Annotated in this window: 22 protein-coding genes; 6 read left to right on the forward strand and 16 right to left on the reverse strand. The window is 73.2% G+C overall.

Annotation, left to right across the window (positions count from 1 at the left end; translation table 11 throughout):
- Positions 1–6: 6 nt before the first annotated feature.
- The 6 genes from ACG83_RS32645 to ACG83_RS32670 form a co-directional block, all read right to left on the reverse strand.
- Positions 7–429, reverse strand: coding sequence for an ester cyclase (locus ACG83_RS32645; protein ID WP_054570117.1), 423 nt, complete (start codon positions 427–429; stop codon positions 7–9).
- A gap of 103 nt (positions 430–532) precedes the next feature.
- Positions 533–862 carry a VOC family protein gene (locus ACG83_RS32650; protein WP_235498333.1) on the reverse strand — a complete coding sequence of 110 codons (330 nt, stop codon included), beginning with the start codon at positions 860–862 and terminating at the stop codon, positions 533–535.
- Between the two features lie 37 nt (positions 863–899).
- On the reverse strand, positions 900–1,613 hold the full coding sequence (locus tag ACG83_RS32655) for a hypothetical protein (RefSeq protein WP_054570119.1): 714 nt from the start codon (positions 1,611–1,613) through the stop codon (positions 900–902).
- 99 nt (positions 1,614–1,712) lie between these two features.
- A complete protein-coding gene (locus ACG83_RS32660; RefSeq protein WP_054570337.1) occupies positions 1,713–2,990 on the reverse strand; it encodes a GNAT family N-acetyltransferase in 1,278 nt (425 codons plus the stop codon).
- Positions 2,991–3,131: 141 nt separating this feature from the next.
- Positions 3,132–4,094 (reverse strand): TauD/TfdA family dioxygenase, encoded by a 963-nt coding sequence (locus tag ACG83_RS32665; RefSeq protein WP_054570120.1) that lies wholly within the window; start codon positions 4,092–4,094, stop codon positions 3,132–3,134.
- 468 nt (positions 4,095–4,562) lie between these two features.
- Positions 4,563–5,321: an SDR family NAD(P)-dependent oxidoreductase gene (locus tag ACG83_RS32670; RefSeq protein ID WP_054570121.1), complete on the reverse strand. Its 759-nt coding sequence runs from the start codon at positions 5,319–5,321 to the stop codon at positions 4,563–4,565.
- A 122-nt stretch (positions 5,322–5,443) separates the two neighbouring features.
- Between ACG83_RS32670 and ACG83_RS47805 the strand changes: the two genes are divergently transcribed.
- Entirely contained in the window at positions 5,444–6,043 is a 600-nt protein-coding gene (locus tag ACG83_RS47805) for a TetR/AcrR family transcriptional regulator (protein ID WP_054570122.1), read from the forward strand.
- A gap of 82 nt (positions 6,044–6,125) precedes the next feature.
- The gene (locus ACG83_RS32680) at positions 6,126–7,322 is read left to right on the forward strand and encodes a site-specific integrase (RefSeq protein WP_083473779.1); all 1,197 of its coding nucleotides are present in this window, start codon (positions 6,126–6,128) and stop codon (positions 7,320–7,322) included.
- Positions 7,323–7,358: 36 nt separating this feature from the next.
- On the opposite strand, the gene speB is transcribed toward ACG83_RS32680, so the two are convergent.
- From speB to ACG83_RS32700, 4 genes are all read right to left on the reverse strand, one after another.
- Positions 7,359–8,378, reverse strand: a complete 1,020-nt coding sequence (gene speB / locus ACG83_RS32685) for an agmatinase (protein ID WP_054570123.1) — start codon at positions 8,376–8,378, stop codon at positions 7,359–7,361.
- Positions 8,379–8,536: 158 nt separating this feature from the next.
- On the reverse strand, positions 8,537–9,649 hold the full coding sequence (locus ACG83_RS32690; RefSeq protein ID WP_235498334.1) for an MFS transporter: 1,113 nt from the start codon (positions 9,647–9,649) through the stop codon (positions 8,537–8,539).
- A 126-nt stretch (positions 9,650–9,775) separates the two neighbouring features.
- On the reverse strand, positions 9,776–11,080 hold the full coding sequence (locus tag ACG83_RS32695) for a cytochrome P450 (protein WP_200931429.1): 1,305 nt from the start codon (positions 11,078–11,080) through the stop codon (positions 9,776–9,778).
- A gap of 76 nt (positions 11,081–11,156) precedes the next feature.
- Positions 11,157–11,552, reverse strand: a complete 396-nt coding sequence (locus ACG83_RS32700; RefSeq protein ID WP_054570125.1) for a nuclear transport factor 2 family protein — start codon at positions 11,550–11,552, stop codon at positions 11,157–11,159.
- A 574-nt stretch (positions 11,553–12,126) separates the two neighbouring features.
- Here ACG83_RS32700 and ACG83_RS32705 point away from each other — a divergent pair.
- Entirely contained in the window at positions 12,127–13,089 is a 963-nt protein-coding gene (locus ACG83_RS32705) for a hypothetical protein (protein ID WP_054570126.1), read from the forward strand.
- 105 nt (positions 13,090–13,194) lie between these two features.
- On the forward strand, positions 13,195–14,766 hold the full coding sequence (locus ACG83_RS32710) for a bifunctional 3-(3-hydroxy-phenyl)propionate/3-hydroxycinnamic acid hydroxylase (protein WP_054570127.1): 1,572 nt from the start codon (positions 13,195–13,197) through the stop codon (positions 14,764–14,766).
- Between the two features lie 21 nt (positions 14,767–14,787).
- Here the strand turns inward: ACG83_RS32710 and ACG83_RS47180 are convergent, their stop codons facing one another.
- From ACG83_RS47180 to ACG83_RS32740, 6 genes are all read right to left on the reverse strand, one after another.
- Entirely contained in the window at positions 14,788–15,279 is a 492-nt protein-coding gene (locus tag ACG83_RS47180) for a hypothetical protein (protein ID WP_235498335.1), read from the reverse strand.
- 180 nt (positions 15,280–15,459) lie between these two features.
- Entirely contained in the window at positions 15,460–16,443 is a 984-nt protein-coding gene (locus tag ACG83_RS32720; RefSeq protein ID WP_054570128.1) for a lysophospholipid acyltransferase family protein, read from the reverse strand.
- Positions 16,440–18,020, reverse strand: coding sequence for a lactate racemase domain-containing protein (locus ACG83_RS32725; protein ID WP_054570129.1), 1,581 nt, complete (start codon positions 18,018–18,020; stop codon positions 16,440–16,442). Before ACG83_RS32725 ends, ACG83_RS32720 begins: the two co-directional genes overlap by 4 nt.
- Before the next feature lie 175 nt (positions 18,021–18,195).
- Entirely contained in the window at positions 18,196–19,476 is a 1,281-nt protein-coding gene (locus tag ACG83_RS32730) for a zinc-binding dehydrogenase (RefSeq protein WP_054570130.1), read from the reverse strand.
- Positions 19,473–21,866 carry an HAD-IB family hydrolase gene (locus ACG83_RS32735; RefSeq protein ID WP_054570131.1) on the reverse strand — a complete coding sequence of 798 codons (2,394 nt, stop codon included), beginning with the start codon at positions 21,864–21,866 and terminating at the stop codon, positions 19,473–19,475. The genes ACG83_RS32730 and ACG83_RS32735 overlap by 4 nt, the downstream gene beginning before the upstream one ends.
- Positions 21,867–22,265: 399 nt before the next feature.
- Positions 22,266–23,315 carry a 5'-3' exonuclease H3TH domain-containing protein gene (locus ACG83_RS32740; protein ID WP_054570132.1) on the reverse strand — a complete coding sequence of 350 codons (1,050 nt, stop codon included), beginning with the start codon at positions 23,313–23,315 and terminating at the stop codon, positions 22,266–22,268.
- Between the two features lie 276 nt (positions 23,316–23,591).
- On the opposite strand from ACG83_RS32740, the gene ACG83_RS32745 reads away from it, so the two are divergent.
- Both ACG83_RS32745 and ACG83_RS32750 read left to right on the forward strand, forming a co-directional pair.
- Positions 23,592–24,035 (forward strand): Lrp/AsnC family transcriptional regulator, encoded by a 444-nt coding sequence (locus ACG83_RS32745; protein ID WP_035951201.1) that lies wholly within the window; start codon positions 23,592–23,594, stop codon positions 24,033–24,035.
- A gap of 28 nt (positions 24,036–24,063) precedes the next feature.
- Positions 24,064–25,662 carry an amidohydrolase gene (locus ACG83_RS32750; protein ID WP_235498337.1) on the forward strand — a complete coding sequence of 533 codons (1,599 nt, stop codon included), beginning with the start codon at positions 24,064–24,066 and terminating at the stop codon, positions 25,660–25,662.
- Positions 25,663–25,920: the final 258 nt, after the last annotated feature.

Genomic DNA, 25,920 nt, shown 5'->3' on the forward strand with positions numbered 1-25,920 from the left:
CCGGGCTCAGCGGTCGGGGCGGAGCTGGCGGCGTAGGCCGGTCTCGTCGAAGTAGATGCGGTTCTCCGTGACCAGACCACCAGCGACCTGGTAGACCTCGACGATCCGCAGGGTCACGAGGTTTCCGCTCGCCGGGATCGGCGACTCCCCACCGGTGGCCGTGTACGGGCCTGTGTGCCGGGCTCTCAGCGTGGACTCCTCGACGACCAGCGGGCCTTGCTCCACGAGCAGATGCGTGTCGACGTCGACGTCCTCGAAGGCGGAAAGGAAGGCATCGCTGTGGTCGAGGGCCGCCGCACGCCCGACGAGGCGCACCGCGCCGGGCGCCTCCATCACCACGTTCTCGGCGAGCAGGCCGAGCAGCGTCTCCCGGTCACCGGCCTCGAAGGCGGCGATCACCCGCTTCACCGTGTCCAGTGCGTCGCCCATACCGCCATACAAACCCACAACGCCTTCGGCGTGTGCACCGGATGGCAAAGGGAACCGTGCCGCAGGGAAGCACACCCGCGTCCGTGGTCCTTTCGGTGCGTTCTCAGGCTGTGACGTGCAGTTCGACGACACGGCCCTCAGGGTCACGAAGCACATGAACGCCTGGTTCCCAGGCGGTTCGGAGACTGGTGCTGGCGACGACCAGACCGATCCTGGTCCGCCCGGTGGATCCGCCGGTACCCGCCGGGTACAGCTCGAAGACCACACCGTCGGCCAGCACCGCGGCGTGGTGCTCGGGGCCGTGACCGTGACGTTCACGCTCGAACGGCAGACCCAGGCCTCGGTAGAAATCGAGGCAGGCGGGCAGGTCCACGCAGTAGACGACAAGAAGGCTGATCTGTGCCCTGGTCAATCCCGGGTTCTCGCTGTTCACGTCTCGGCTCGGCCGGAGGCCTCGCCCTGGGTGTGCTCTACGCAGCGCCTTCCGTCTCCGTCGGGGCATCGGGCTCGGTGATGACAGTGGCGGTGTGCCAGGGGCGGACGAGTCCACCGGCCGGGCAGGCCCACCAGGGTGCCCCGTCGTGAACCTCGGGGCGTAGGGGATGCGGATGGCCGGGGCAGACCGGGGCTGGGTCGGAGATCCAGGCGTCGGCCAGGGCGTCCTGCAGCCAGCCGGCGAGGTCGACGGCAAGCTCGGCCGGGTCGGTCGTGGGCTGGACACGGTGCACGGTGGTGGCGCCGGACGGGTCGGTGCTGGTGACGAGCCAGAAACCCAGCCAGCTGACGAGCTCGATCTGATCAGGCTGCCCTGGCCGGTCAACCGGGCCGGGCTCGGCGTCCGAGTCCGGTGACACGGCGCGGGCCGGCGGGGACTGTGCGGGGCCGAGGTGGGCGCGCAGTGAGGCCACGGCGGCGGGGTTGCGTTCCAGCCAGGCCGCGGCGGCGACGAGGTCGGCGTTGTCCGGCGCGGCGACGGTGACGGTGAGCTGGCGGGCGAAGGGGTGCAGTTCGGTGAGTGCCGCCGTCACCAGGTCGGTGACCCGGCGGCGGGCGGAGGCCAGGTGTTCGTCGGCGAGCAGTGGCGGCTGTGGGGCATGGCCGGCTGCTGGTGCCTGCTCGTCGAAGGTGATGTCCAGGACGCTGACGTAGGCCCACGACGGACGGTCCTGGGAATCGGACTGCATCTACTCACCGTAGCCGGATGCCGATCAGCCGGTCAGCCCTGCCGGGGGTCCCGGCCGGCCCGCGCCCGGCCCGCGCCCGGGGCCGGCCGGGGCCGGTGTTCAGGAGCCGTTGGTGTTCAGGAAGCTGCGCCAGGGGCCGCTGACAAGGTCGGCGAGCAGCTGGTAGCCGACGGCTCCGGGGTGGACGCCGTCACCGGCGGCGAGGCTGGCCGCCCACTCCGGCCGGGCCGCGAGCGCGTCGAAGACGCTGACATAGGGGACGTCGAGGGCGCCGCAGACGGCCGCGTACCGCACGTCGAGAGCGCGGATGCGACTGTTCCTGACCTCGTCGAGCCCGGGTGGCGGGCCGACCATCAGCACGGGCAGCAGCCCACGGGCCTCGGTGAGCAGGGTGCGCGCGGTGCCGACCGACTCCTCCAGCGGCACCCGTGGCCGCTGCCCGGTGACGGTGGTGTCGTCGTCGACGGTCGTGTCGTTGACGCCGAAGGACAGCACCAGCCGGTTGTCGGTGCCCGCGGGCAGCCGCGGCAGGCATTCGCTCCTCCACCGGGTGTGGATCTGGGTGGAGGTCTCGCGGCGGATCCCGAGGTTGTAGGTCGTCAGGTAGGTGCCGTCGGGGTCGGTGGCGGCGGCGAGACGTCCCACCCAGCCCAGGCGGGCGGGGTCACCGACACCGGCGGTGAACGAGTCCCCGAGGAAGCACACCCGGATGTCACCTCCGGTGTGCGGGCCGACCGGCGCGGATGCCGGCCTGGATGTGCTGGACGTGGTCGTGGACGGGGACCTGGTCGTGGGTGGTTCGCCGGTCAGGGGGCGGGTGAACACGATGCGGTGCAGTCCCGGCCCGTCATGGTCCCGGTGGGCGGTGACCCTGCCCTGTGGGATGTCGGGCTCGGATGTGCGTCCGCCGACGGTGTCGGAGACGTCGACGGTGATGTCACCGGGTTCGACGCGGAAACCGAGCGCGGTGTGGAACGCCAGCGAGGTGGTGTTACCCGGGCTGGTGATGCAGCGGACCTGCCGGCGGCCGTACCGCGCCGCGTCGGCGAAGAACTGGCGGTAGAGGGCGGCGGCGACGCCGTGGCGGCGCAGCGCCGGGTCGACACCGACGAAGTGGATGTAGGCGACGTCGGGCTGCGACGGTGACAGCAGGCCGATGAGGAACGCGGCGACCGTGCCGTCGGCGTGTTCGACCAGGTAGCTGCTGGCGGTGAAGTGCTCGAAGAACAGCCGTGGCAGCAGCCGGCTGCGTTGCAGGGAGCCGGCGTCACCGCCGAAGCCGGCCCACCAGTCGTCCAGGACGGCCAGCACCCGCGGCTGGTCGTCGGCGCGGGGGCGACGTGCCACCAGACCACCCGGAAGATCCTCTTTGATCATCCGATCACCCTGGCAGACAGGCTGCGGCGAGGCCATGTGTTTTTCCCTCCCCCGGTCGGCCCGGAGGAGGGACGGTGCCGTTGCCGGGGTGGGGTGGCGGGACGGGCGACCCCACCCCGGCAACGGCGGCCGGTGGGCGGGTCAGCTACCCGCGCCCGGGGGTGTGGCGATCGGCGAGTACGCGGTGGCGTCGCCGGCGCGTACAACGCTGGGGCGGCCGTCGGGTCCGACCGGAATGTCACCGGCGACGGTGACACGGTGCACCACACGGGGGGCGTCGTTGTAGTCGTTGACGGCGTAGTGCTGGGTGGACCGGTTGTCCCAGATGGCGACGTCGTCGGTCTTCCAGTGCCAGCGCACGGTGTTCTCCGGGCGGGCGACGGCGTCACCGAAGGTGCGCAGCAGGTTCGTCGACTGGCTGGGTGACAGCCCCTTGATCTGCTTGACGAAACCACCGAGCAGCAGGGACGGCTCCCCCGTCTCGGGGTGGATGCGCACGACGGGGTGTTCGGTCTCGAACTCGACGGAACGGAACTCCAGGAACCGGTCGATGATCTCCTGGGGCAGGCCGGCCAGGTCGGATTCGCGCAGGCCGTAGTCATGCTGGTTGGTGTGGTGGGCCCGCAGCTTCTCGGCGAGCTCGCGTAGTTCGGCGGGCAGCTCGTGGTAGGCGGCGACCGTGTTCGACCACAGGGTGTCACCACCATGGGGTGGGACGGTGACGGCACGCAGGATGGAGAAGGCGGGCGGCCGGTCGGTGAAGGTGACGTCGGTGTGCCAGGCGCCGGCGCGGCCACCGCGGCTGGCGTCCAGTTCGTGCACGAGGGGTTCGCCGGCCAGCGGTGCCTGGGTGGGGTGGGCCTGGGTGAGCGGGCCGAGCAGCCGCGCGAACGCGATCTGGGTGGCGGTGTCGAGGTGGTCCTGCCCACGGAAGAAGATCACCCGGTGCCGCAGGGCCGCGGCGCGGATCGCGGTGACGGTGTCCGCGTCGAGGTCGCCGCCCAGGCGCACACCGTCCACGATGGCGCCGATGCGGGGGGTGAGCTGGGTGATGGTGAGTGCCGCCCGGCTGGTGAGGGCCTGGGCGGGGGCTGCGGTGGTCATCGGTGGGCTCCTCGGGGCGGGGTGCGGTGGCCGGTAGGGCGGCTGCGGGTACGGCGCGCGTGGCCGTGCGGCGCGGGCGGGCGGCCCTGCGATGGCGCGGAGATGCGGCAGGCAGCCCCGACGGGGTCGGGGCTCTGCGGGTCGGCGGTGTGACCGGTGGCGGGGCACGCCGGCCTGCTACGGGCCTATGGGCCGTGGATCCGGCGCCTGCCGGTCAGGGCCGGGCGGAGGTCAGGGCCGGGCGGGACACAGGGCGCTCGCGACGCGGACGCAGTCCACGTGCACGCGGCGCGCGAGGGGTGACCTGCGGCTCATGAGCCTCATGCTAGGCCCGCGACAGCCGACAAGTCGACCTAGTCGACAGATTTACTGAAGAAATCGGTCAGGCGTCCGTCGCCGCCGGCGCACTCCCCCGCCCTCCCGCCGGCGGCGTCTCGCCGCACCCTGCGCCGCAGCCGCCGGCGGCGACTACAGCGCGGACCAGCCGCCGTCGACCGTCAGGGTGGCGCCGTGGATGTTGGCCGCGGCCGGGCCGGCGAGGAAGACCGCGGCGGCGGCGACCTCGTCGAGGGTGCTGGCCCGCCGCGACGGGACCCGCGCCAGCATCGGCGCAAGGTGATCACTGATCGCCTCGGTCCGCCGGGTGAGGGTGGGGCCCGGCGCGATGGTGTTGACCCGCACCCCGCGCGGGCCGTATTCGGCGGCCCAGGAGCGGGTCAGGGAATGCAGCGCGGCCTTGGACGCACCGTAGAGCGCGGACCCGGCCATGCCGATCAGCCCGTTGACCGATCCGATGTTGATGATCGCCCCACTGCCGGCGGCGGCCATGGCGGGCGCGAACGCCGCGGTGAGCAGGAACGCTGCCGTGACGTTGACGGCGAGCACGCCGTTGATCACGTCCTCGTCGACCTGGTCGGTGGGTGCCGGGTCGACGAGGCGGGCGGCGCTGTGGACCAGGATGTCCAGCGGCCGCCCGGTGGTGTCGTGGACGGCGGCGGCGAGCCCGGTGACGGCGGCGGAGCCGCCGGCGAGATCGGCACGCAGGAACGTGGCCGTGCCACCGGCGGCGGCGACGGCGGCGACGACGTCCCGCCCGCGGCCGTGGTCGCGGCCGGTGACGAGGACATGGGCGCCAGCGGCGGCGAGCTGCGTCGCTATCGCGGCTCCGATGCCGTCGGTGGAGCCGGTGACCAGCGCGGTCTGGTCCTGCAGAGGGCTGATGGTCATGGCGGGCGACCTGCCTTGTGATGGTGAGGGCGGTGTTCGGATGGTGCGGTCTGGCTGGTGCCGGGTCGGACTCTGCCCCACAGAAATTGGACCCGCAAGTCCAGAAATGGGAGGGTGGGGCCATGGCACGGGCGTTGACGTCGAAGGGCGAGGCCACCCGGGCGCGCATCATCGCCGGCGCGGCGGCGCGGATCCGCACGCACGGCGTCGCCGCCACGACGCTGGACGACATCCGCGAGCAGACCGCGACCAGCAAGAGCCAGCTGTTCCACTACTTCCCCGGCGGCCGCGAGGACCTGCTGCTCGCGGTGGCCCGCCATGAGGCCGACCAGGTGCTCGCCGACCAGCAGCCCCAGCTGGGGGCGTTGACATCGTGGGCCGCGTGGGAGGGCTGGCGGGACCGGGTGCTGGCCCGCTATCAGGCGCAGGGCCGGGACTGTCCGCTCGGGGGGCTGCTCACCCAGGTGGGGCGGGCGACTCCCGGCGCGCAGGCGGTGGTGGCGGAGCTGATGGGCCGCTGGGAGTCGGAACTGGCCGCTGGCGTGGCGGCGATGCGGGCCACCGGTCAGGTCGGCGCCGAGGTGGACCCGGCCCGCCATGCCGCCGCGCTGCTGGCCGGCGTGCAGGGCGGGGTGTTGATGCTCATGTCCACCGGTCGGCTGACCTATCTGCAGGCCGCGTTGGACGTCGGGATCGACGCCCTGCGCCACGCCGGCCGGTAGGGGCCGGTCGCCGCCGGCCCCGCGCCGCGGCGGAGCCTACGATCATCGAGCAGGGGCACGGCGGCGGGGCGGGAGGGAGCCGGTGGTGGTCGGGCAGGGTGTCGACGACGATCGCGACGGTGACGGCCGTGACGGCGCGTTGGTGACTCCCTCCCCTGCTGTCACCGTGGCCGGCCCGCCAGCACCGGCCGACCCGGGTGACCCGTCCGGCGCGACCAGCGCGACCAGCGCGACCGAGACGCTCGCGGGTGAGGTGCTCGAAGGCGAGGTGGTGGGCGCCGGCGGTGCGATGGTGCCCGTGCCCGGCGGGGAGCTCGGGGGGGAGCTCGCGGAGCCATTGGCCGAGCGGGTCGGGGACTATGCCCGGGCATCGCGGTCTGCGGCGACGTGGCGGGCCTACGACGCGGACCTGCGTCATTTCCGGGCCTGGTGCGCCGGCCAGCCGGTGGCGCTGGTCGCCGTCCCCGCCTCCGCTGTCACTGTCGCCGGTTACATCGCCGCGCTCGCCGACGACGGCTACGCCCCGTCGACGATCCGCCGCCGGCTCGCGGCGATCTCGGTCGCCCACCAGCTGGCCCGGGTGACGAACCCGACCGCGGCGGCGGAGGTGTCGGCGGTGTGGAACGGTATCCGCCGTTCTCGCGGGGTGCGTCCGAGCCGGAAGGCGGCGTTGGACACGTCGCTGCTGTCGCGGGTGGTCGCCGGGCTGGACGACACCCACCTCGCCGATGTGCGGGACCGGGCGCTGCTGCTGGTGGGGTTCGCCGGCTGCCTGCGCCGCAGCGAGCTGGTCGGCCTGGACACCGCCGACCTGGTGGAGACCGACGACGGGCTGGTCGTGACGGTGCGCCGGTCCAAGACCGACCAGGAGGCAGCCGGGGCACAGGTCGGCCTGGCGTACGGGTCGTACCGGCCGACGTGCCCGGTGCGGGCGTGGCGGGGCTGGGTCGCGGCGGCCGCGGCGGCGGGCACCCCGCTGGCCGACGGGCCGGCGTTCCGCGGAATCAACCGGCACGGGCAGGTCGGCACGGTGCGGCTGTACCCGGGATCGGTGGCGCGGATCGTGCAGCGGCGGGTGGCCGCCGCCGGACTGGACCCGGCCGACTTCGCCGGTCATTCGCTGCGGTCGGGGTTCGCGACAGCCGCGGCCCGCGCCGGGGTGAACGACCGGTCGATCATGCGGCAGGGCCGCTGGCGGTCGGCGGCGTCGCTGGAGTCGTATGTGCGGGCCGGGCGGCTGTTCGACGCGGACAACCCGTCCGGGCGGGTCGGTCTGTGACCCTGCGCCGCGCCTGCTGAGCCTTCCGAGGTCCGCCTATGCCGTCGCGGCGTCCGCGGGCGCGGGCACGGCATCGGTGGGCACGGCGTGGGCCGGTCGGGATCGCGCCGGGTGCGGGGTGACAGCCATGGTCGACACGATCTCGTACGCCGTGTGCGCCGCGGCGATCCCGGTGATCTGAGCGTGGTCGTAGGCGGGCGCCACCTCGACGATGTCACCGGACACGACGTCCACCGAGGCGAGCTCACGGAGCAGGACCAGCAGTTCCCGGCTGGTCAGCCCGCCCGCCTCGGGGGTGCCGGTGCCGGGTGCGTGGGCCGGGTCGAGGACGTCGATGTCCACGGACACGTACACCGGCCGGCCGTCGATCCGGGCCCGCAGGCGCTCCGCGGCGGCACGGACGCCGTCCAGCTCGATCTCGGTGGCGGTGATGACGGTGAAGCCGAGCCGGGCGTCGTCGGTGAGGTCGGTGTCGGCGGGCAGGGGACCGCGCACCCCCACGTGGATGCTCGCCTCCATGTCGATCAGACCTTCCTCGACGGCGCGGCGGAACGGCGTGGCGTGGTTGAAGGCACTGCCGTAGGAGCCTTCCCAGGTGTCGAGGTGGGCGTCGAAGTGGGCGACGGCGACCGGCCCGCGCACGGCGGCGACCGCGCGCAGCAGCGGCAGTGAGATGGTGTGGTCGCCGCCGATGGTCAGCAGCCGGGCGCCGCCGTCGAGCAGGTCCCGCGCGTGGCGTTCGATCGCGGTGAGCGCGCCGTGCAGGTCATACGGCCCGGCCGCGACGTCACCGGCGTCGGCGACCTGCAGTGTCTGGAACGGCGCGACACCCAGCTCCGGATTGTAGGGCCGCAGCAGCCGTGAACTCTCCCGGATGTGATTCGGGCCGAACCGGGCACCAGGGCGATAGCTCACCCCCGAGTCGAAGGGAACTCCCAGGACAGCGACGTCGGCCCGGCTCACCTCGTCGAGCCTGGGCAGTCTGGCGAACGTTCCCAGGCCCGCATAGCGCGCATGCCCCACCGGCTCCCGCGGGCTGTTCTGGATCGGGGACACGGGCGACTCCTCGTCGGATCGGGTCGGATCGGGACGCAGGCAGTTCCCAGCATGAACGCCGCGGGACGATCGCCCAGGGTGATCTGGGGTGATCAGCCGGCGGGTTTGTTACCGGGGCGGGTGGCCGCGACGGCGGGCCGACCGGGTCGCGCTCCTTCTCAGCGGCGCCAGGTCACGGCGAGCACGAGGACGGGTAGCGCGGCGCAGCCGAACAGCACCGCCGGCCCGGCCCAGGCCGACCCGAGGGCCCACAACCCGAACGATGCCAGCGAGGTGACCTCCGCGGCCGAGCCGGCCAGTGAGCTGACCGTGGCCCGGGAGGAGTCGGCGGTCTCGCGTTGCAGGCGGGTGTCGGCCTGCACGGCGGCCCACCGCAGCACACCGAAGGCCACCGCCACCCCGACCAGCCCGGCCGGGGTGGCGCTGAACGCGCCGACGGCGAGCGCGCAGCCACCGCCGGCCAGGACCCGGCCGGGATGCTCGGTGCCGCGGTCGGCGAGCCAGCCTCCGGCGGCGTCGCCGGCCAGGATCAGCCCGTAGCCGAAGGGGACCGCGGTGAGCGCGAGACCCGTGTCGGCGATGAGCAGTGGCAGGTACTCGTCGAGGGAGAGCACCGCGGCGAGACCGGCGACCGCCACGACGGCGGCCCGTACCGGTGCCGCCCCGCGCAGCGCGGCGACCCCTTCGCGCAGGACCTGGCGTGCTCCCGGCTCGGTCACACCCTCCGTCCCGTCGCCGGATGCCGCGACCTCGTGCTCCGGGAGCGGGCGCGCACGCGTGTCGGGGAGGGTGAGGGCGACGACGGCGGCCACCAGGGGCGCGGCGACGCTGGCGAGGCCGACGGCGGTGAATCCACCCGCGGCCAGCACGGGGCCGGCGGCGAGGGCGCACAGCAGCGCCGAGACGGTGCCGACCGCCTCGGCCCGTCCGATCAGCCGCGGGTAGGCGCCGGCGCGGCCGAGGACGGCCAGTTCGGCGTGGATGTGGGCCTGCCAGGTACCCGACCGCAGGGAGCCGCCGACACCCCAGAGCACGAAACCGGCGGCGAAGGTGCCGTAGCCCGGTGCCAGCGTCCACAGGGCGAACGCCGCCGCGGACAGCAGCGGCGACACGACCAGCAGAAGCCGCCGCGACACCAGGTCGGCGAGCACACCGGAAGGGACCTCGGTGAGAAACGCCGTCAGCGACCACAGCGCGAACAGCGACGACACCGCGGCCGGCGACAGCCCGTGCTCGGTGAACAGCAGTGCGTACAACGGGTAGAGCAGCACCGCGTCCTCGCACGCCGCGTACGCGTACAGCCGGCGGGCGAGACCCGCCTCAGTCCGGGAGCGACCGGAGCATCAACATCGTCGCAGTCTCATGCCGGTGACCCTACGCCGCCGGGCATCCCGTGCCTACCGGGCGGTGCGCGCCGACGTCCCGACGTGGACGGGGATGGTCTCCCAGCCGCGCAGGACGCGGGTCGGGCGGCGGTGCGGCGTGCCGGCGAGCGCCAGGTCGGGGAACCGTTCGAACAGCAGCCGCAGACCGATCTCCCCTTCCAGCCGAGCCAGGGCCGCGCCGAGGCAGAAGTGGATGCCGCCGGAGAACGCCAGATGGTCCCGGGCGTTGGCGCGCTGGACGTCGAGGACATGCGGGTCGGTGAACACCGCCGGGTCGCGGTTGGCGCCCGCGAGCATGACGACGACGAGCTGCCTGGCCGCCATGGCGACGCCGAGGAGCTCGGTGTCGGTGCCGGCGACGCGGGTGGTGAGCGCCACCGGGGATTCGATCCGCAGGATCTCCTCGATCGCGTTCGGCCAGCGGGACGGGTCGGCGCGTAGCGACTCCAGCTGTTCGCGATGTTCGAGCAGCGCCAGGGTGCCGCTGCCGAGCAGGTTGACGGTCGTCTCGAAGCCGGCCGCGAGCAGCAGCTGGGCGGTGGCGGTCAGCTCGGTCTCGGTGAGCTGCTCACCGTCGCCGGTGAGGCCGACGAGCCGGCTGAGGATGTCGTCGCCGGGAGCGCGCCGCAGCTGTGCGAAGTGGCCGGCGAACCAGCTGTTGACCGCTCGCTGCGCGGCTTCGACCCGCTGGAAGTCCGCGTAGGGCAGGCCGACGTCCAGGGTGGCGGCGGCGTCGGCGCCCCAGCGCAGGAACTGGGCGCGCATGTCGGCGGGGACACCGAGGATGGTCGTGATGACGGTCACCGGCAGCTGGGCGGCGTATCGCTCGACCAGGTCGACGGTGCCTTCGGCGGCCATGACGTCGAGCAGGTGATGGGCGGTGCGTTCGACCTCGCCGCGTAGCGCGTCGATCGCGCGGGCGGTGAACACCCGGGAGACGAGGCGGCGCAGGCGGGTGTGGTCAGGGGGGTTCACGGCGAGCAGCGACGGCGGGTCGATCGGTCCGCTCGCCGCCGGGTCGTAGCTGATCCGGGCCAGTGCCCGCAGCGGTAGCGGCAGTTTGGACAGGTCTCCGGCGGCTCGGAACGCGTCGTCGCGCAGCAGCGCCGCCGCGGCCGGATGGCTCGCGGTCACCGTCGCCAGCCGGCCCTGGACGAACGGGCCGGCGGCGCGCAGGTCGTCGTAGACCTTCAGCGGGTCGGGGGCGGAGGCGGGGTCGATCGTCGCGAGCGTCGCCAGGTCGCCGCGGCGGTGCGCCTGCCTCAGCGCGAGCCGCACCGCACCGTGTTTGGACACCCAGCGCATCCTGGTCCGCACCGACATCCAGCCCACCTCCGACGTGCCGCTCCCACGACGTGCTGTTCCCGGGCGCTTCCACCGGTGCCCTCGCCGGTTACAGGCGGGCGTCGACGAAGGCCTGCGGGTAGTGACACCGCCATTCGACGATCTTGCCGGCGTCGTCGAGACGCAGGTAGTCGACGCCGCTCGCGGACGTGCCGTCGGCGAAGCTGAAGCTGTAGACGAACACGACCGTCTGGGTGCTCACCAGGGATGATTCGATGCTGTACCGGATGCCGGGCAGGCGGCGCATCGAGTCGTCGATGTAGTCGCGGAAGGCGTCGTAGCCCTCGACGGTCACCTTCTGTGGGTCACCGGTTCGCCGCTGGACGAACGGCGAGCTGAACAGGATGTCGGTGCCGATCGGCTCCATCACGAGGTCGACGTCGTACTGGTTGAACCCGTCCTCCCAGTGCCGGGCTAACGCCGCGGCGAGCTTCTCGGTGATCATCGCTGCCTCCTGGGATCGCGAGGCGCCCGTTGCGAGGCCTGACGCCGACCGGCCACCTCCGCGGTTCGAGGCAGGCCAACACTAGGCGATCGTTCACCCCGCCGCCAAGACTTAGTGAACACTTGCTCATCGGTGGATCCCGCGTTCCGCGGGCGCACGACACGAAGAGGGACGCCCCTCGTAACGCCGTAACACACCACATTCCCGCTGAAACCTGTACTCCACACCAGGACGTGGACAACAATCGACGTACAGCAGGAGCCAAGCCTGGCAGCAGGAGCGCGATGGTGCCAGGCCACCACGACATCACATATCCACTGCGCGCTGCGACCCCGGACGCGGTAGCGTGCGATGGTCACCGATCGTTGCCGCAATGGTGACGCAGCGCCGCAATGGTGATGCAACGCACCGAAGTGGTCAGGGTGCCAGCGGTCAGGCACCAGCGGTCCGGATCAACCGGTCCGTGCCACGCCACGGACCGTCGCGGGGCGTGGCACCGGCACTGCCCCGGCCCCGCCGGGAACGTAACGGCCCCACCAGCCCCGCAGCGGGCCGGGGGCGGGAAGGACGTGGGATGAGTCGGGTCGAGCTGCCCGAGTCCGTCCACAGCGACCGGCACGGGCTGGCCGCGGCGTCCCGTGCCGCCGCGATGCTCTCCCGGGAGATCGCCTACGCCGACCCGGACCCGCTGACGATGGCGGAGTTCGACGACCGGCTGCACCGCTACGCCACCACCCTGCTGACCACCCCGCCCACCCTGCTGCTGCGCCCGGTCATCTCCGACTGGCGCCGCGCGCAGGCCGCGCTGGGCCGGCGGCTGTCCCCGGCCACCCACCGTGAGCTCACCGGCATCGCCGGTTTCCTGTCCTTCTACCTGGGAGTGCTCGCCGTCGAGTCGGGTGACGACCCCTCGGCACGGCGGTTCGCGACCCTCACCGACCAGTTCGCCGCCCAGCTCGACGATCCGCTGCTGACCGGGACGGCGGCCACCCTCGACGCACTCGTCGCGTTCGTCACCGGCCGTTACGACGCCGCCGCCGGTGCCGCCCGGCGCGCCGCCGCGGCCGGGCACCCCTACCTGTGCGGGTGGGCGGCCGCGATCGAGGCGGCCGCCGCGGCGACCCTCGGCGACAGCGACACCGCGCTGATCGCGCTGGACCGCCTCGCCACCCGGCCCTGCGTGCAGGGCCTGCGCCATCCGGGCTGGCCGGCGTTCGACGAGGTCCGGGAGGCCTGCGCCGTCGCCGACGTGGTCGCCCGCATGGGCGGTGACAGCGCCGCCGACCTGGCCCGGATCGCGGTCGACCTGACCAGCTCCGGCACGATCGAACGCGGCTGGGCGCTGGCCTGCCTGGCCAGCGCCCTGGCACCGGACGACCCGCCGCAGGCCTCCCGGCTGCTCGGTGACATCGTCGCGATCCTCGACGTGCATCCCTCCCGGATGCTCAGCCGCCGGGTCAACGAGATCGTCTCCGTCGCCGGGCCCGGGCTGCTGCCGCTCATCCCCTACACCGGCCCGGCCGAAGCCTCCGCCTGAGGCTTTCGCCGGGTCCACCGTTTCCGGACCGCCGGACCGGGAGAACGCCGGCGACAGCCACCCGCATCTTCTACGCTTTGTAGAAACCTGCGGGCGGGGGCAGCGATGACGACGGTGGATGTGCTGGTGGCCGGATGCGGGCCGGTGGGCGCGGTCCTCGCCACGCTGCTCGGCGAGCGGGCGGTGTCCGTGCTGGTGGTGGATCCGGCCACCAGCACATATCCCCGTCCGCGCGCCGCCGGCCTCGACGAGGAGGTGCTACGCCTGCTCGTCCGCCTCCCCGGAATGGCCGGTCTACTCGACGAGGTCCGCCCTTCGGCCCGAGCGACGTTCGTCGGCCCGGACCGACATCTGCTGCTCGCCGCGGGCCAGGGCCCCGCCGAGCTCGGCGTACCCGTCGGAGCGTTCATCCACCAGCCGTCCCTGGAACGTTCCCTGCGCGCGGGCCTCGCCGACCTGCCCTCGGTGGACGTCCGCCTCGGGGTGGGAGTGAGCGGGCTACGTGAGGGCCCCGACGCGGTGCAGGTCGACCTGGACGACGGCAGCGCCGTCCAGGCACGCTGGGTGGTCGGCTGCGACGGCGCGTCCAGCACCGTGCGCACCCTGATCGGCGCCGGGTACCAGGGCACGACCTTCGCGCAGCCCTGGCTCGTCGTCGACACACGCTCACCCGGGCCGCTGCCCATGCCCGCCGACATCGCCTTCGTTCTCGATCCGCGCCGGCCGGCGGTGACCATGCCCATGCCGGGCGGACACCGATGGGAGTGGATGCTGCTCCCCGGCGAGGATCCCGCGCGGATGACCCGGCCGGAGACGGTCACCCGCCTGCTCACACCCTGGATCGACCCGGGCACGGTCACGATCGAACGGGCCGCCGTCTACACGTTCCACGCCCGGATGGCCGACCGGTGGCGGGTCGGCCGTGTCCTGCTCGCCGGGGACGCGGCGCACACCATGCCACCGTTCGCCGGGCAGGGCCTCGCCTCCGGCATCCGGGACGCCGCCGCGCTGGCCTGGCGGCTGACCGAGGTCGTCACCGGGCGCCGCGACCCGCGGACCCTCGACGACTACGAGCGGGAACGCCGACCCCAGGTGGCGGCGATCACCACCCGCGCGATCCGCGCCGGCCGGGTCGTGCAGACCACCAGCCCCACCCGCGCGGCGCTGCTGCGGATGACACTGCGCACCGCCGCGCACACCCCCGGTCTGCGCCAGGCGCTGCGCTCCGGGGCGGCGCGGCCCCGGACCCGCCTGCCCCGGGCGGCGCGCACACGGCACGATGGTGGCCGCTGGGCCGGCCGGGTCCTGGCGAACCCGCGGGTACGCACATCGGCCGGTACGACCGGCCACCTCGACGACCTTCTCGGCCTGTCCTGGGCGCTGCTCGGGCTCGGTGTCGACCCCGGCGAGCACCTGCCCCCGCAGGTCCGACGGTGGGCGGACCGCCGCGGTGCCGCCGTGGTGACGGTCACCGGCCCCGGCCGGGCCGGTGACATCCGCGCGGGCGGCCCGGCCGTCGAGGACCTTGTCGTCGAGGACCTGGAGGGCACCGTGCTGTGCATGCGTGGGCGGCACGGCCGCGCACGGATCGCCGTCGTTCGGCCGGACCGCTACCTGCTCGGCGTCTTCGAGCCGTCGCATCTGCCGGACGCGCTCATCGACCCCGCCGAGCGCTGACAGGCGCTGACGGGCCGCTCCTCAGGCGGACAGCCGGCCCGCGGGGCTGGCGGCCGCGGCCAGCCGGTCGCGGCGGCGGGCGAGAAGCCGCTCGGCCAGTGCGTCGGCGCGTTCCATGTCGTCGAGGGTGGCGCGGGTGCGGTCCTCGACCTCCAGGATCGCGGCGAGCAGTTCGGCGGACAGCCGGGTCCGCGCGGCGACCCGCGCCACGCTCGGCGGCAACGCCCGTCCGGTCGGACCGGCGGGTGGGGCCGCATCGTCACCGGTGCCGGCGGCCGGCCCGGTCGTGGTGCCGGCGGGCCGGCGGACCGCCAGGATCGCGCCCTGGGTTCGACGTGAACGGACCCGCGGGTCGCGATCTCCCGCGGTGTCCGGGCCCGGACGGGCCGGTAGCGCCGTGGGATGGCCGGCGGCGGTGGGACGCCCACCGACGCGCGCGGCGGGGCGCGCGGCCGGTACGGGCCGGTCGACGGGACGACGCTCGGGGCGGTCGGAGCGGTGCAGCAGAGCCATGTATCCAGTCATACCTGTGACACAGCGTGAGGCAACGCCTTGACTTCGCGCGCGGGGGCAGGGAAGGCCCTGACCCACAGGTCATCCCCAGGCCCACCCCGACTACCCACCGCACCATGAACAGGTTTATCCACAAGACGATCTTGATGTGACGAGAGTCACATCACCGGCCCGGTGTGATCAGCGTTCCCACGGCGACCGTGACCGCACCGGCGCCGGCGGCTCGGTGGCCTCCCACACCCGCCGCCACCGCGCCACCGGGGCCTCACCCCGCCCGGCCCGCGCCGGCGGCACCGCCACCGAACCCGACGACGTCGACACCGACGTCTCACCAGCACCGGACGCCCGCAGCGACGCCCACCAGCTGGTGGAGTCCTCCACCCCTAGCCGGTCCACCTCCGCCGACAGCCGGGCGGTGAACACCCGCACATCCTCACCGTCCCCGGCCCGGATCGGCGACCCGAACCGCACCGACACCCGCGGACGACCCGGCAACGGCCAGGCCCGCCCACGCGGCATCGCCGCATACGCGCCCCGCAACGCCGCCGGCACCACCGGCACCCCCGCGGTCACCGCCAGATACCCCGCACCGAGGCGGAACCGGCCACGCGCCCCGTCCTGCGACCGGGTGCCCTCGGGGAACACCACCAGGTTCCACCCGTCACGAAGCAGATCCAGCGGCAACGTCGACGGCACCCCGCCCCGGCGCTCGATCGGCACCGTCCCGAACGCGAACGCCGTCGACAGGCCCCGCCAGGTGCTTTCGAAGAAGTAGTCCGCCGCCGCCGTCACCGCGGTACGTTCCCGCACCTTCCGCGGCAGCGCACACAGCAGCAGCGGGGCGTCCAGATGACTGGAGTGGTTCGACACCACGATCACCGGGCCGTCACCGACCTCGTCGAACACCTCCGCCCCGGCCACCGTCGGGGTCAGCGCCGCGTGCAGCAGCGGGTTCATCGCCCCTTCCAGGAACGCGGTCCGCGCCGCCCGCGCCGGGGTGCTGCGCGCCCACGCGGTCGGGAACTCCCGCGCCGGCGTCGGCGGGCGGTGCGCCTGCGCCGACGCCGGCACCAGCGACCGGTTACCCCAGCGGAACCCCCGCACGACCTCCGCCGCGGAGATCCCCGGCCGCGGCGGCCCACCGAAGCGGCCCGCCGGACTCATCGCACGTCCGCCATCGTGTGCGGCGGGGTGTGCAGGTAGGTGATCGACGGATCACGGCCCACCGTGCCCGACACCATCTCCAACGCATCCGCGAGCGTCGACGCCGCCCGGAAACCCATCCGCGCGCACGCCGCCCGATCCCCCCCGACCCACACCACATCACCCAGGTGGTCCATGCCGTGCGCGGCCCAGTACCACATGTAGAACGGGTGGACGCCGTGATAGGCGTGCGAGGTGCGGTACAGGTGGATGTACCACGGGTCCGTCGCGTACTGCTTCTCGAACTTCGCCTCGATCGTCGCCGGGTCGGTGGACTCGGCGAGCACCTCGGTGAAGAAGTCCACATACGACGGATGGTGCAGCTGGGAGAACTCCGGTGTCACCGGATGGTAGAGAATCATCGCACCCTGGTGCCGCACCAGCGGCTTACCCCGGTACATGTTGAAGAAATACCCCAGCCCCATGCAGGTCGCCAGGATCGGGTTCATCACCGAGTTCACGTTGTACGGGCCCACATACGGCAGGCCCGCCACCAGCACGTCGGACTGCCCGTCCACCTCGACGAGCTGCTGACGGTGCACACTGGCGATCGTCTGGTCGTGGGTGGTCTCCGTCTCCCCGGCGAACACACCCGTCACCTGGTAGTCGGCGAGCAGATCATGGAAGATCTTGCGCCGCGGCCGGGACGGCATCACCGACAGCCCCCGGCTCATCCCGTACGCCATCGCCTGGTCCCGCACCGACCACTCCCACTCCCGGCGGGTCAGGAAGCTGTACTTGTCCGGGAAACAGGCGTTGTTCAGCGTCGTCTCGACATGGAAGATCTTCAGATGGTTCGCCAGCAGCCGACCCATCCGCCACGCCGACGAATGCATCTCCGAACGGGTGTGGTCCATGAACGACCGTGAACGCACCATCGTGTGCGAGTTGTGATGGTGGCGGATGCTGTTGTACGACGCCAGCCCGATCGGCACCGACTTGTGCCCACCGTCCATCGCGACCAGGTTCACGTTCACGTACACCAGCAGGTCGCTCTCCGCGGCCCGCCGGTTGATCTCCACATCCTCACCGTGGTCGGTCACCCCGATGTGCAGGAGGTTGTCCCGGTCCTCGGCGTCGTGGTTGTACAGGTTGTCCGGCCAGAACGACCGGAACACCCGCTCCCCGACGATGTGCTCGATCTCCGCCGCCGTCATCCGCCGATGCAACGCGTTCGCCGCGATCAGCACCACGTCGTCGACCCCGGCCGCCGCCGCCAGCGTCAGCACCTGCTCGATGATCCGCTGACGCACATCCGGACGGCGCATCCGCGGCAGCGGAATCGACAGATCGTCGAACGCGATCGTCAGCCGCATCCCCGGCCGCAGCAGCTCCCGCAACGGCTCACAGTTGTACGGATGCTCCAACGCGTCCGCGATCGCCGCGTCCACATCGCCCACCCCCGGAAGGGACTCCGGCGGATACACCACCCGGGTACCCAGGGGGAACCGCTCCAGCGTCAGCCCCTCACCCTGGTGCACCAGCAGCGGAGGTGTGCGCTCGTCGACCTCGAGCACGAACCCCGGTCTCACCTGCACGTTCCCCTCGTCTGTGTGTCACCCCGACCGGACGCGGTGCCCCCGCACCCGCCCGGCCCGCGACGGAACCCGCCGCCTGGGACGACAATCCCGAAAATCTCGACTAGCCCGACCGTGCCACGTCCCGCGGCACCCCGGCACCTGCCCCCGCGCCTGCCGGCGTGTCTCACCCCGATCACGCCGACGCCGCCGGATCGAACACGATCTTCACCGCACCCAGCCTCCCCGCCGACAACGCGTGATCCAACGCCTCCCGCCACCGTGCCAGCGGATACACCGCCGACACCACCCCGTCGAGCGGCGCCGTCGCGGCCAACGCCAACGCCCGGCCGAAATCCGACTCGTCGTCAGGCCCGCCCTCCACACCGGCCGCAGCCGGATCGAGACCGAGGTCGGGGTCGCCGCGGCGCGCACCGCCCGACGACGCGTACGTGCCGACCAGCTCCAGCTCCCGGTACCACAGCGGAGTCAGATCCACCGACCCCGACGGCACCCCCGACAGCACCACCCGGCCCCCCGCACGGGTCACCCGCAACGCCGTCGACAACGACGACGCGCTACCCGCACAGTCGATCGCCACATCCACCCCACCGAGCAGGAAATCCCCACCCAGCTGCGGCGTCAGCCGCAACGCCCGGTTCGCCCGGCGCACCCCACCGACCGCGTCATCCGGTGCCAGCACCTCGTCGGCGCCGAACCGGCGGGCCAGCTCCACCTGCCGGCGATGCTTCGCCACCAGCGTCACATGCTCGGCCTTGGTGTACGCCCGCACCGCCAGCAACGTCAGCAGACCCACCGCCCCCGCGCCCACGATCAGCACCCGGTCCCCGGTCGCGATCCGCGCCCGCCCGGCCGTGTGCACCGCCGTCGCCAGCGGCTCCACCAGCACCGCCCGCTCATCCACCAGCGTGTCCGGCACCGGATGCAACTGGCTGTGATGAGCCACCATCGCGCGGCTCCACCCACCCCCGGTATCCGCGCAGTACCCCGTCTGCAACCCCGGCGACAGATGACCCACCGTGATCGAGTCACAGCGTGACGACCGGCCCGCCGCACACGCCGGACACAGCTCCAGCCCCCGCGCCGCACAGCCCAGCACCGGATCGATCACCACCCGCGACCCGGCCGCCAACCGCCGCCCGTCCGCCAGCGTCACCGCCTCCTGCAGATCACCGACGATCTCATGGCCCGGCGTGAACGGCATCGACACCAACGGCGAGAAGTAGAACGAGCTCTGCCCCGTCACCGTCGCCAGATCCGACCCGCAGATCCCCGCCAGCCGAGGGCGCACCGTCACCCAGCCCGGCCCCGGCAACGCCGGATCCCCCCGGTCCACCAGCCGCAGCGGCGCCGCGGACGTCGCCGCCATCGACGACAGCCGCGGCAGCCGCCCCGACACCACCCGCGCCGCCGCGTACCGCGGCAACGACCGGTACAGCTCCAGACCGCGGGTCACCGGCCCTCACCCACTCCCACCCGAACCACCGTCGCATCCCCACCGTTCCCACCGTCACCGCGACCACCGGCACGCCCCGCGCCGCCGGCGCCACGGCCACGGCCCTGGGCGACCGCCGCCGCCGCGAACAGACCCCGCTCCACCCGGCTGCCGACCAGCAGCCGCGACTCACCGGGCGTCGACGGCCACTCCTCGATCGGCCACCCCGACGCCCGGGCCACCTTGTGCAACGCCACATCCGGATTGACCACCACCGGATTACCCACCGTGCGCAGCATCGGCAGGTCCGACAGGCTGTCCGCGTACGCCCACGACGCCTCCAGATCCGCCCCCCGACGGCGCGCGTAATGATCCAGGAACGCCGCCCGGGAATCCCCGACCAGCGGCGACGCCAACAACCGGCCCGTGTACAGACCGTCCGCGCCGACCGCCAGCTCGGTGGCGACGATCTCGTCGAACAACGGCGCCAGCGGCGCCACCAGCGGCGCCACCGCCCCCGTCAGCAGCACCGTGCGATGCCCCGCCGCCCGATGCTCACGCACCCGCCGCACCGCCGCCGGCTTCACCCGCCGCAGCAGCACATCCGCCCCGGCCTGCGCCACCACCTCCGCAAGCTCCGCCGGGTCCACCCCCGCGTACCGGCCGTACACCGAACGGATCAGATGCCCCCGGTCCCGACGCTCCGCCCGCAGATACCCCGGCAACGCCCGCGCCAACGACGCGATCTCCCGCGCCCGCTCCGCCGGCCCCGCATCGGCCAGCCGCAGCCACAGGTAGGACTCCACCACCGTCGAGGACACCAGCGTCCCATCCAGGTCGAACACCGCCAGCACCCCGTCGCCGGCGGACAGGTTCCCCGCCCCACGCCGCGCCGGGGCGGGATCCCGCGGCCGGCGCAGCACCGCCGTCACCGCCGGGCAGTGCACATCCTGCAGATAGTGCCGCCAGTCGTAGCAGGCCGGATCGAACCCGAACTCCTCCTGGTCCGCCGGCTCCATCGCCGCGTGCAGCGCCGCCGTCGCATCGTCGACGTAGACCAGCTCCGCGCTCGTGTACGCCCGGTACACATCCGAATAGCGGCGCAGGAACGCCACCCGGCTCTCGGACCGTTCCAGATCCACCGCCCACCGGCGCACCCGCTCCGACCGTGGCGCATGCCCCAACGCCCGGTTCGCCCACTCCACCGCCTTCTCCCCGCGGCGCAGCTTCGCCTCCACCGCCACCGAACCGGCGAACGGCCACTCCGGCACCGCGATCGCACCCCGGCCCCGCTTCGGCAGCGGATGGGCCAGGAAATAGCCCCGCACATACTCGTACAGATCCCGGAACAGCAACGGGTTACGGAACCCCGAACACACCGTGTAGTACGCCGGGGTGTCCACCGGCGGCGGGGACGCCGCCGCCGCCAGCAACGCGTTGACGACCAGATCCACCGGAATGATGTCGACCACCGCGTCCGGGGACGCCGGGAAGTCCGGCAGCTCCCCACGACCGAACGCCAGAATCAGCGGCTCGGCCATCTTGAACCCCTCGATCCACCCGGGGAACGGCCGCGCGACCGCACTCTCGATGATCGAAGGACGCACAATCGTCAACGGCAGATCGCCGTGCGACTCCTCCAGATACCGCTCCGCCAGCGCCTTGGTGAACGTGTAGGCGTCCGTCCACCCCAGCACCTGCGCCCGCTCGGCACCGGCGGCGACCATCCGCCGCGCCACCCAGTCCCGTCGCGCCGTCTCCGCGGCCGCCGCCACCGTCTGCGCCCCGGCCCGGCCATGCTCGCCGGCCGCCTGCTCCCGCAGCCGCGCCGAGACCTCCGGCGACCGCGACGCGTCCTCCGCCGCCTGCCGCGCCCGCCCGGCCGAAGCCTGCTCGGCCCGCCAGTCCACCCCGTGCGCCAGCCGGCCCTCGGCGATGTGCCCCGACCGCAACCCGGCCACATACGCCGTCGACACATGCACCACATGCGGCCGCGCACCACTGGCGTGCACCGCCCGCAGCAGCTCCTGAACCCCACCCAGGTTGGTCGCGAACCCCTCGTCGATCGGCGGGTCGAACGACACCTCCCCGGCGCAGTGGATCACCACGTCCAGGTCGGTGGGCAACGCCCCCATGTCGGCCAGGTCACCCTCGATGACCTGCACCTGCTCGGCGAGCAGCGCGGCCAGCCCCTCCCGGCCCAGCCGCTCCCGCAGCCCGGCGAACGCCGGCTTACGAGTCATCCGCGCCAGCCGGGCCGCACCCGAATGGCTACCCCGGGGCCGGACGAGAGCCACGATCCGGGTATCCGGGAAGTCCGAAAGCAGCCGCTCCAGCAGCGCCTCACCGACGAACCCGGTCACCCCGGTCATGAACACACGCCTGCCCGCGAGCCGCTCGCGCAGCCCCACCAGGTCACCTCCACCCTCACCCGCACCCGACGCCCACGCGGGGCCTTCGGTGCGCAACAGTAGGCGACCCCGGACCGTCGACGAACGAACCCATCGGTCACCTGCGTGTACACCCACGCTGTCAGATGAGGGGCAACCTACCGTCACTGCCGGTTCGGCCGTGCCGGCGGCCCGCACCGATCCACCCACACCGCCGTCACGTCACGGTCCGCAGCAACACCTCCACCCTGCCGGACCGGACCAGACCCCCGCAGACCCCCTCCGCGTGAGCGCGGACGATCCCGGATGTCCCCAGCGGCACCCACGCGGCGCTCACCGTGACACTCCCCACACCCCCGGCCCGACGCGAACACGCCCCCCCACCCGGCCTCCGACGGCCGTCAGGCGCCCGTCAGATGGCTACGCGGGGGCGACGGCCGCCAGTGCCGCCGTCAACCGCCCCACCGACCCGGCCAGGCCGTACCGCGCGGTCAGCTCCGCCAACGCCACCGGATCCACCGGCGCCACCGGCAACACCCCCGACACCGCCTCCAGCGGCACATCCCGCACCACCGCCACCACCCCGACCGCCGCCGCCAGGTAGTCCCGCGCCGCCGCCAGCCGCGCCGCCGCCCGGGCCGGGAAGCCCTCGACCACCCCCGCGTCCAACGCCGCCAACGCCGCGGACAACGACCCGAACCGCACCAGCAGCGCCGCCGCCGTCTTCGCACCGATCCCCGCCACCCCGGGCAGCCCATCACTGGGATCACCCCGCAGCACCGCGAAATCCGCGTACGCCCGGCCCGGGATCCCATACCTGGCGCTGACCGACGCCTCATCCACCAGCGCGAACTTCTCCACCGCGTACCGCACCGCCACCCCGGCGTCGTCACACACCAGCTGGAACAGGTCCCGGTCCCCGGTCAGGATGTCCACCGGACCCACCCGGCCCACGCTGTGCCGGGTCGCCAACGTCGCGATCACATCGTCGGCCTCGAACCCCGCCGCCTCCGCCCGCGCGATCCCGAACGCCGCGAGCACCGCATCGATCACCGGCAGCTGCGCCTCCAACTCGTCGGGCACCTCCTCCACGACCACACCACCGGCACCACCGGCCTGAAGACCCGCCACACCCGGACCACCGGCATCCGCCACCGGGGACACCGGAGCCGACACCGGATCGGCCACCCGATGCGCCTTGTACGACGCGATCAGCGCCACCCGAAACGCCGGACGCCAGTCCGCGTCGAAACAGCACACCAGCCGCCGCGGCCGCAGCTCGACGATCTGCCGGGCCAGCACATCCAGCAGCCCCCGCACCGCGTTCACCGCCATCCCGTCCGGCGCCCGCACCGACCGCGGCACCCCGTGAAAGGCACGGAAATACAACGACGGGGTGTCCGCGAGCAGCAGCCGCTCACCACCGCCGGACACCCCGAATTCACCCACCGGAACCTCCACGATGGTCATCTTGTCAGAGTGGCATGCCCTGCCGACAGCCCAACCCCACCACCCCCAACCAGCCAACGGACCCCTCCCACCAGCACCCCTCCCACCAGCACCGGACCCGCACCAGACCCCGGCCCTCCGCCGCACCGACACCGAACCATCATCCACACCACGCACCGAGAAGATCACCATCCGTCACCAGAACCTCCACCGCGACACGCCCACCCGCCACGCAAAGTCCCGACGGGACCAGAAACTCCCGTCACGACCGGCCGTTCTGTGCATAACCTCCGGAACGTGTTGGAGGATCTAGACCGTCAGATCGTGCAGCTGCTGTGCCGCGACGGCCGGATGAGCTTCACCGACCTCGGTCGCGCCACCGGCCTGTCGGTGTCCGCCGTGCACCAGCGGGTCCGTCGCCTGGAGCAGCGCGGAGTCATCACGTCCTACGTCGCCCTCGTCGACCCATCCCAGGTCGGCCTGGCACTCACCGCGTTCGTCTCCATCAAGGAGATCGACCCCAGCCAGCCCGACGACGCACCCGACCGGCTCACCCACCTGCCCGCCATCGAGGCCTGCTACAGCGTCGCGGGGGAGGAGAGCTACCTGCTCAAGGTCCGCGTCTCCGACCCCGCCGCCCTCGAAGCGCTCCTGCAGGAGATCCGCGCCGCGGCCAACGTGTCGACCCGCACCATGGTCGTGCTCTCCACCCCCTACGAAGGGCGCCCCCCGAACCTGTGACAGGCCGGGCTAGGCCACCCTGGGCACGGTGAGCACACACCCCACCCACCGCCAGCCACACCACACACCCACACGTGTGCTCTACCGGCACGCCCACCTGCTCGCCCCCCACAGCCCCCACGCCCACGCCCAGCGAGCCGCACTCCTCGTCGACGACGCCACCATCACCTGGATCGGCACCGCCGACGAGCACCCACCCGGCACCGTCGACACCACCACCGACCTGCACGGCGCCACCATCACCCCCGCGTTCGTCGACGCCCACATCCACACCACCGCCACCGGGCTCGCCCTCGACGGCGTCGACCTCACCGACGCCCCCACCCTCACCGACGCCCTCGACCAGCTCACCCACGCGGCCCGGCGACGACCCGGCCGACCGCTGCTGGGCACCGGCTGGGACGAGACCCGCTGGCCACAGCAACGCCCACCCACCGCCGCCGAAATCGCCCGCGCCGCCGGACCCGTCGACGTCTACCTCGCCCGCGCCGACGAGCTCACCGCCGTCATCTCCCCGACCCTGGCCCACCGCTCCGGCGCCGACCAGGCACCGGGCTGGCTCGGCGACGGACTGTGCCGCGACGAGGCCCACCACCGCGCCCGCACCACCGCCTACCACGATCTGCCCCGCACCACCCGCCTCGACGCCGCCCGCCGGGTCCGCACCCACGCCGCCGCCCTGGGCATCGCCGCCCTGCACGAGATGGCCGGCCCCGAGGTCTCCAGCGCCGACGACCTCGCCGACCTGCTCACCCTCGCCCGCGACGAAACCGGCCCCGCCGTCCACGGCTACTGGGCCGGTGACCTGCCCACCGCCCTCACCCTCACCGCCGAACCCGGCCTGGGACCCGTCGGCTACGGCGGCGACCTGTTCGTCGACGGCTCCCTGGGCTCCCACACCGCCGCCCTGCGCAGCCCGTACCACGACCAGCCCACCCACAGCGGCCAACGCCACCGCGACGCCGACGACATCCGCGACATCGTCCGCGACGCCACCCACGCCGGCCTGCAGACCGGCTTCCACGCCATCGGCGACGCCGCCCTCGACCTCGTCCTGGCCGGACTACACGCCGCCGCCGACCAGCTCGGCACCGCCACCATCGCCGCCGCCGGCCATCGCGTCGAACACGCCGAACTCGCCCACCCCGACCAGATCCACACCATGGCCCGCCTCGGCCTCGTCGCCAGCGTCCAACCCGCCTTCGACGCCCGCTACGGCGGCCCCGACGGGCTCTACACCACCCGCCTCGGCGCCACCCGAGCCGCGCTGATGAACCCGTTCGCGGCCTTCACCGCCGCCGGTGTCACCCTCGCCCTGTCCTCCGACAGCCCCGTGACCCCGCTCGACCCCTGGGGCGCCGTGCACGCCGCCACCCACCACCACATCGCCACATCCAGGATCAGCCCCGCCGCGGCGTTCAGCGCCGCCACCCGCGGCGGCTGGCAGGCCGCCCGCGCCGACACCGACGGCTCCGGGCAGCTCACCACCGGCGCCCCCGCGACCTTCGCCGTCTGGGACCTCAAGCCACCACCACCCGGCACCGACCCACTGGCCTGGGCCGCCCACACCCGCCCGACCTGCCTGCGCACCGTCCTGCGCGGGCAGATCATCCACGACCAGCTCTGACCCGCCCACCGAACCGAGAACCACACCGGGGAACCACACCGGCTCGCGGCATCCGGGCAGCCGGGATCCGGACCGTCCTTCGGACCGGCACCGCGCACACCGCACCCGGCCACGCCAGCACCGTTGTCTAACGAACGGTCCGGAACCCCACCCCCCGCCGGCCCACCCGGCACCAGACCAGACACCCGCGGCACACCCCGACACCGGGGCACCGCGAGATTCGACCACACACGTCCCACCCACGGAAGCACCCCACCC

This window comes from Frankia sp. R43 (assembly GCF_001306465.1).
Lineage (GTDB): Bacteria > Actinomycetota > Actinomycetes > Frankiales > Frankiaceae > Parafrankia > Parafrankia irregularis.

What these genes read in the sequence shown, in the direction of transcription:
- ACG83_RS32740 (WP_054570132.1), bottom strand. Translation starts at nt 23,315, where the DNA reads ATGACCATCGTGGAGGTTCCGGTGGGTGAATTCGGGGTGTCCGGCGGT.
- ACG83_RS47805 (WP_054570122.1), top strand. Translation starts at nt 5,444, where the DNA reads ATGGCACGGGCGTTGACGTCGAAGGGCGAGGCCACCCGGGCGCGCATC.
- ACG83_RS32720 (WP_054570128.1), bottom strand. Translation starts at nt 16,443, where the DNA reads ATGAGTCCGGCGGGCCGCTTCGGTGGGCCGCCGCGGCCGGGGATCTCC.
- ACG83_RS32655 (WP_054570119.1), bottom strand. Translation starts at nt 1,613, where the DNA reads ATGCAGTCCGATTCCCAGGACCGTCCGTCGTGGGCCTACGTCAGCGTC.
- ACG83_RS47180 (WP_235498335.1), bottom strand. Translation starts at nt 15,279, where the DNA reads ATGGCTCTGCTGCACCGCTCCGACCGCCCCGAGCGTCGTCCCGTCGAC.
- ACG83_RS32670 (WP_054570121.1), bottom strand. Translation starts at nt 5,321, where the DNA reads ATGACCATCAGCCCTCTGCAGGACCAGACCGCGCTGGTCACCGGCTCC.
- ACG83_RS32645 (WP_054570117.1), bottom strand. Translation starts at nt 429, where the DNA reads ATGGGCGACGCACTGGACACGGTGAAGCGGGTGATCGCCGCCTTCGAG.
- ACG83_RS32665 (WP_054570120.1), bottom strand. Translation starts at nt 4,094, where the DNA reads ATGACCACCGCAGCCCCCGCCCAGGCCCTCACCAGCCGGGCGGCACTC.
- ACG83_RS32705 (WP_054570126.1), top strand. Translation starts at nt 12,127, where the DNA reads ATGAGTCGGGTCGAGCTGCCCGAGTCCGTCCACAGCGACCGGCACGGG.
- ACG83_RS32710 (WP_054570127.1), top strand. Translation starts at nt 13,195, where the DNA reads ATGACGACGGTGGATGTGCTGGTGGCCGGATGCGGGCCGGTGGGCGCG.
- ACG83_RS32660 (WP_054570337.1), bottom strand. Translation starts at nt 2,990, where the DNA reads ATGATCAAAGAGGATCTTCCGGGTGGTCTGGTGGCACGTCGCCCCCGC.
- ACG83_RS32700 (WP_054570125.1), bottom strand. Translation starts at nt 11,552, where the DNA reads ATGATCACCGAGAAGCTCGCCGCGGCGTTAGCCCGGCACTGGGAGGAC.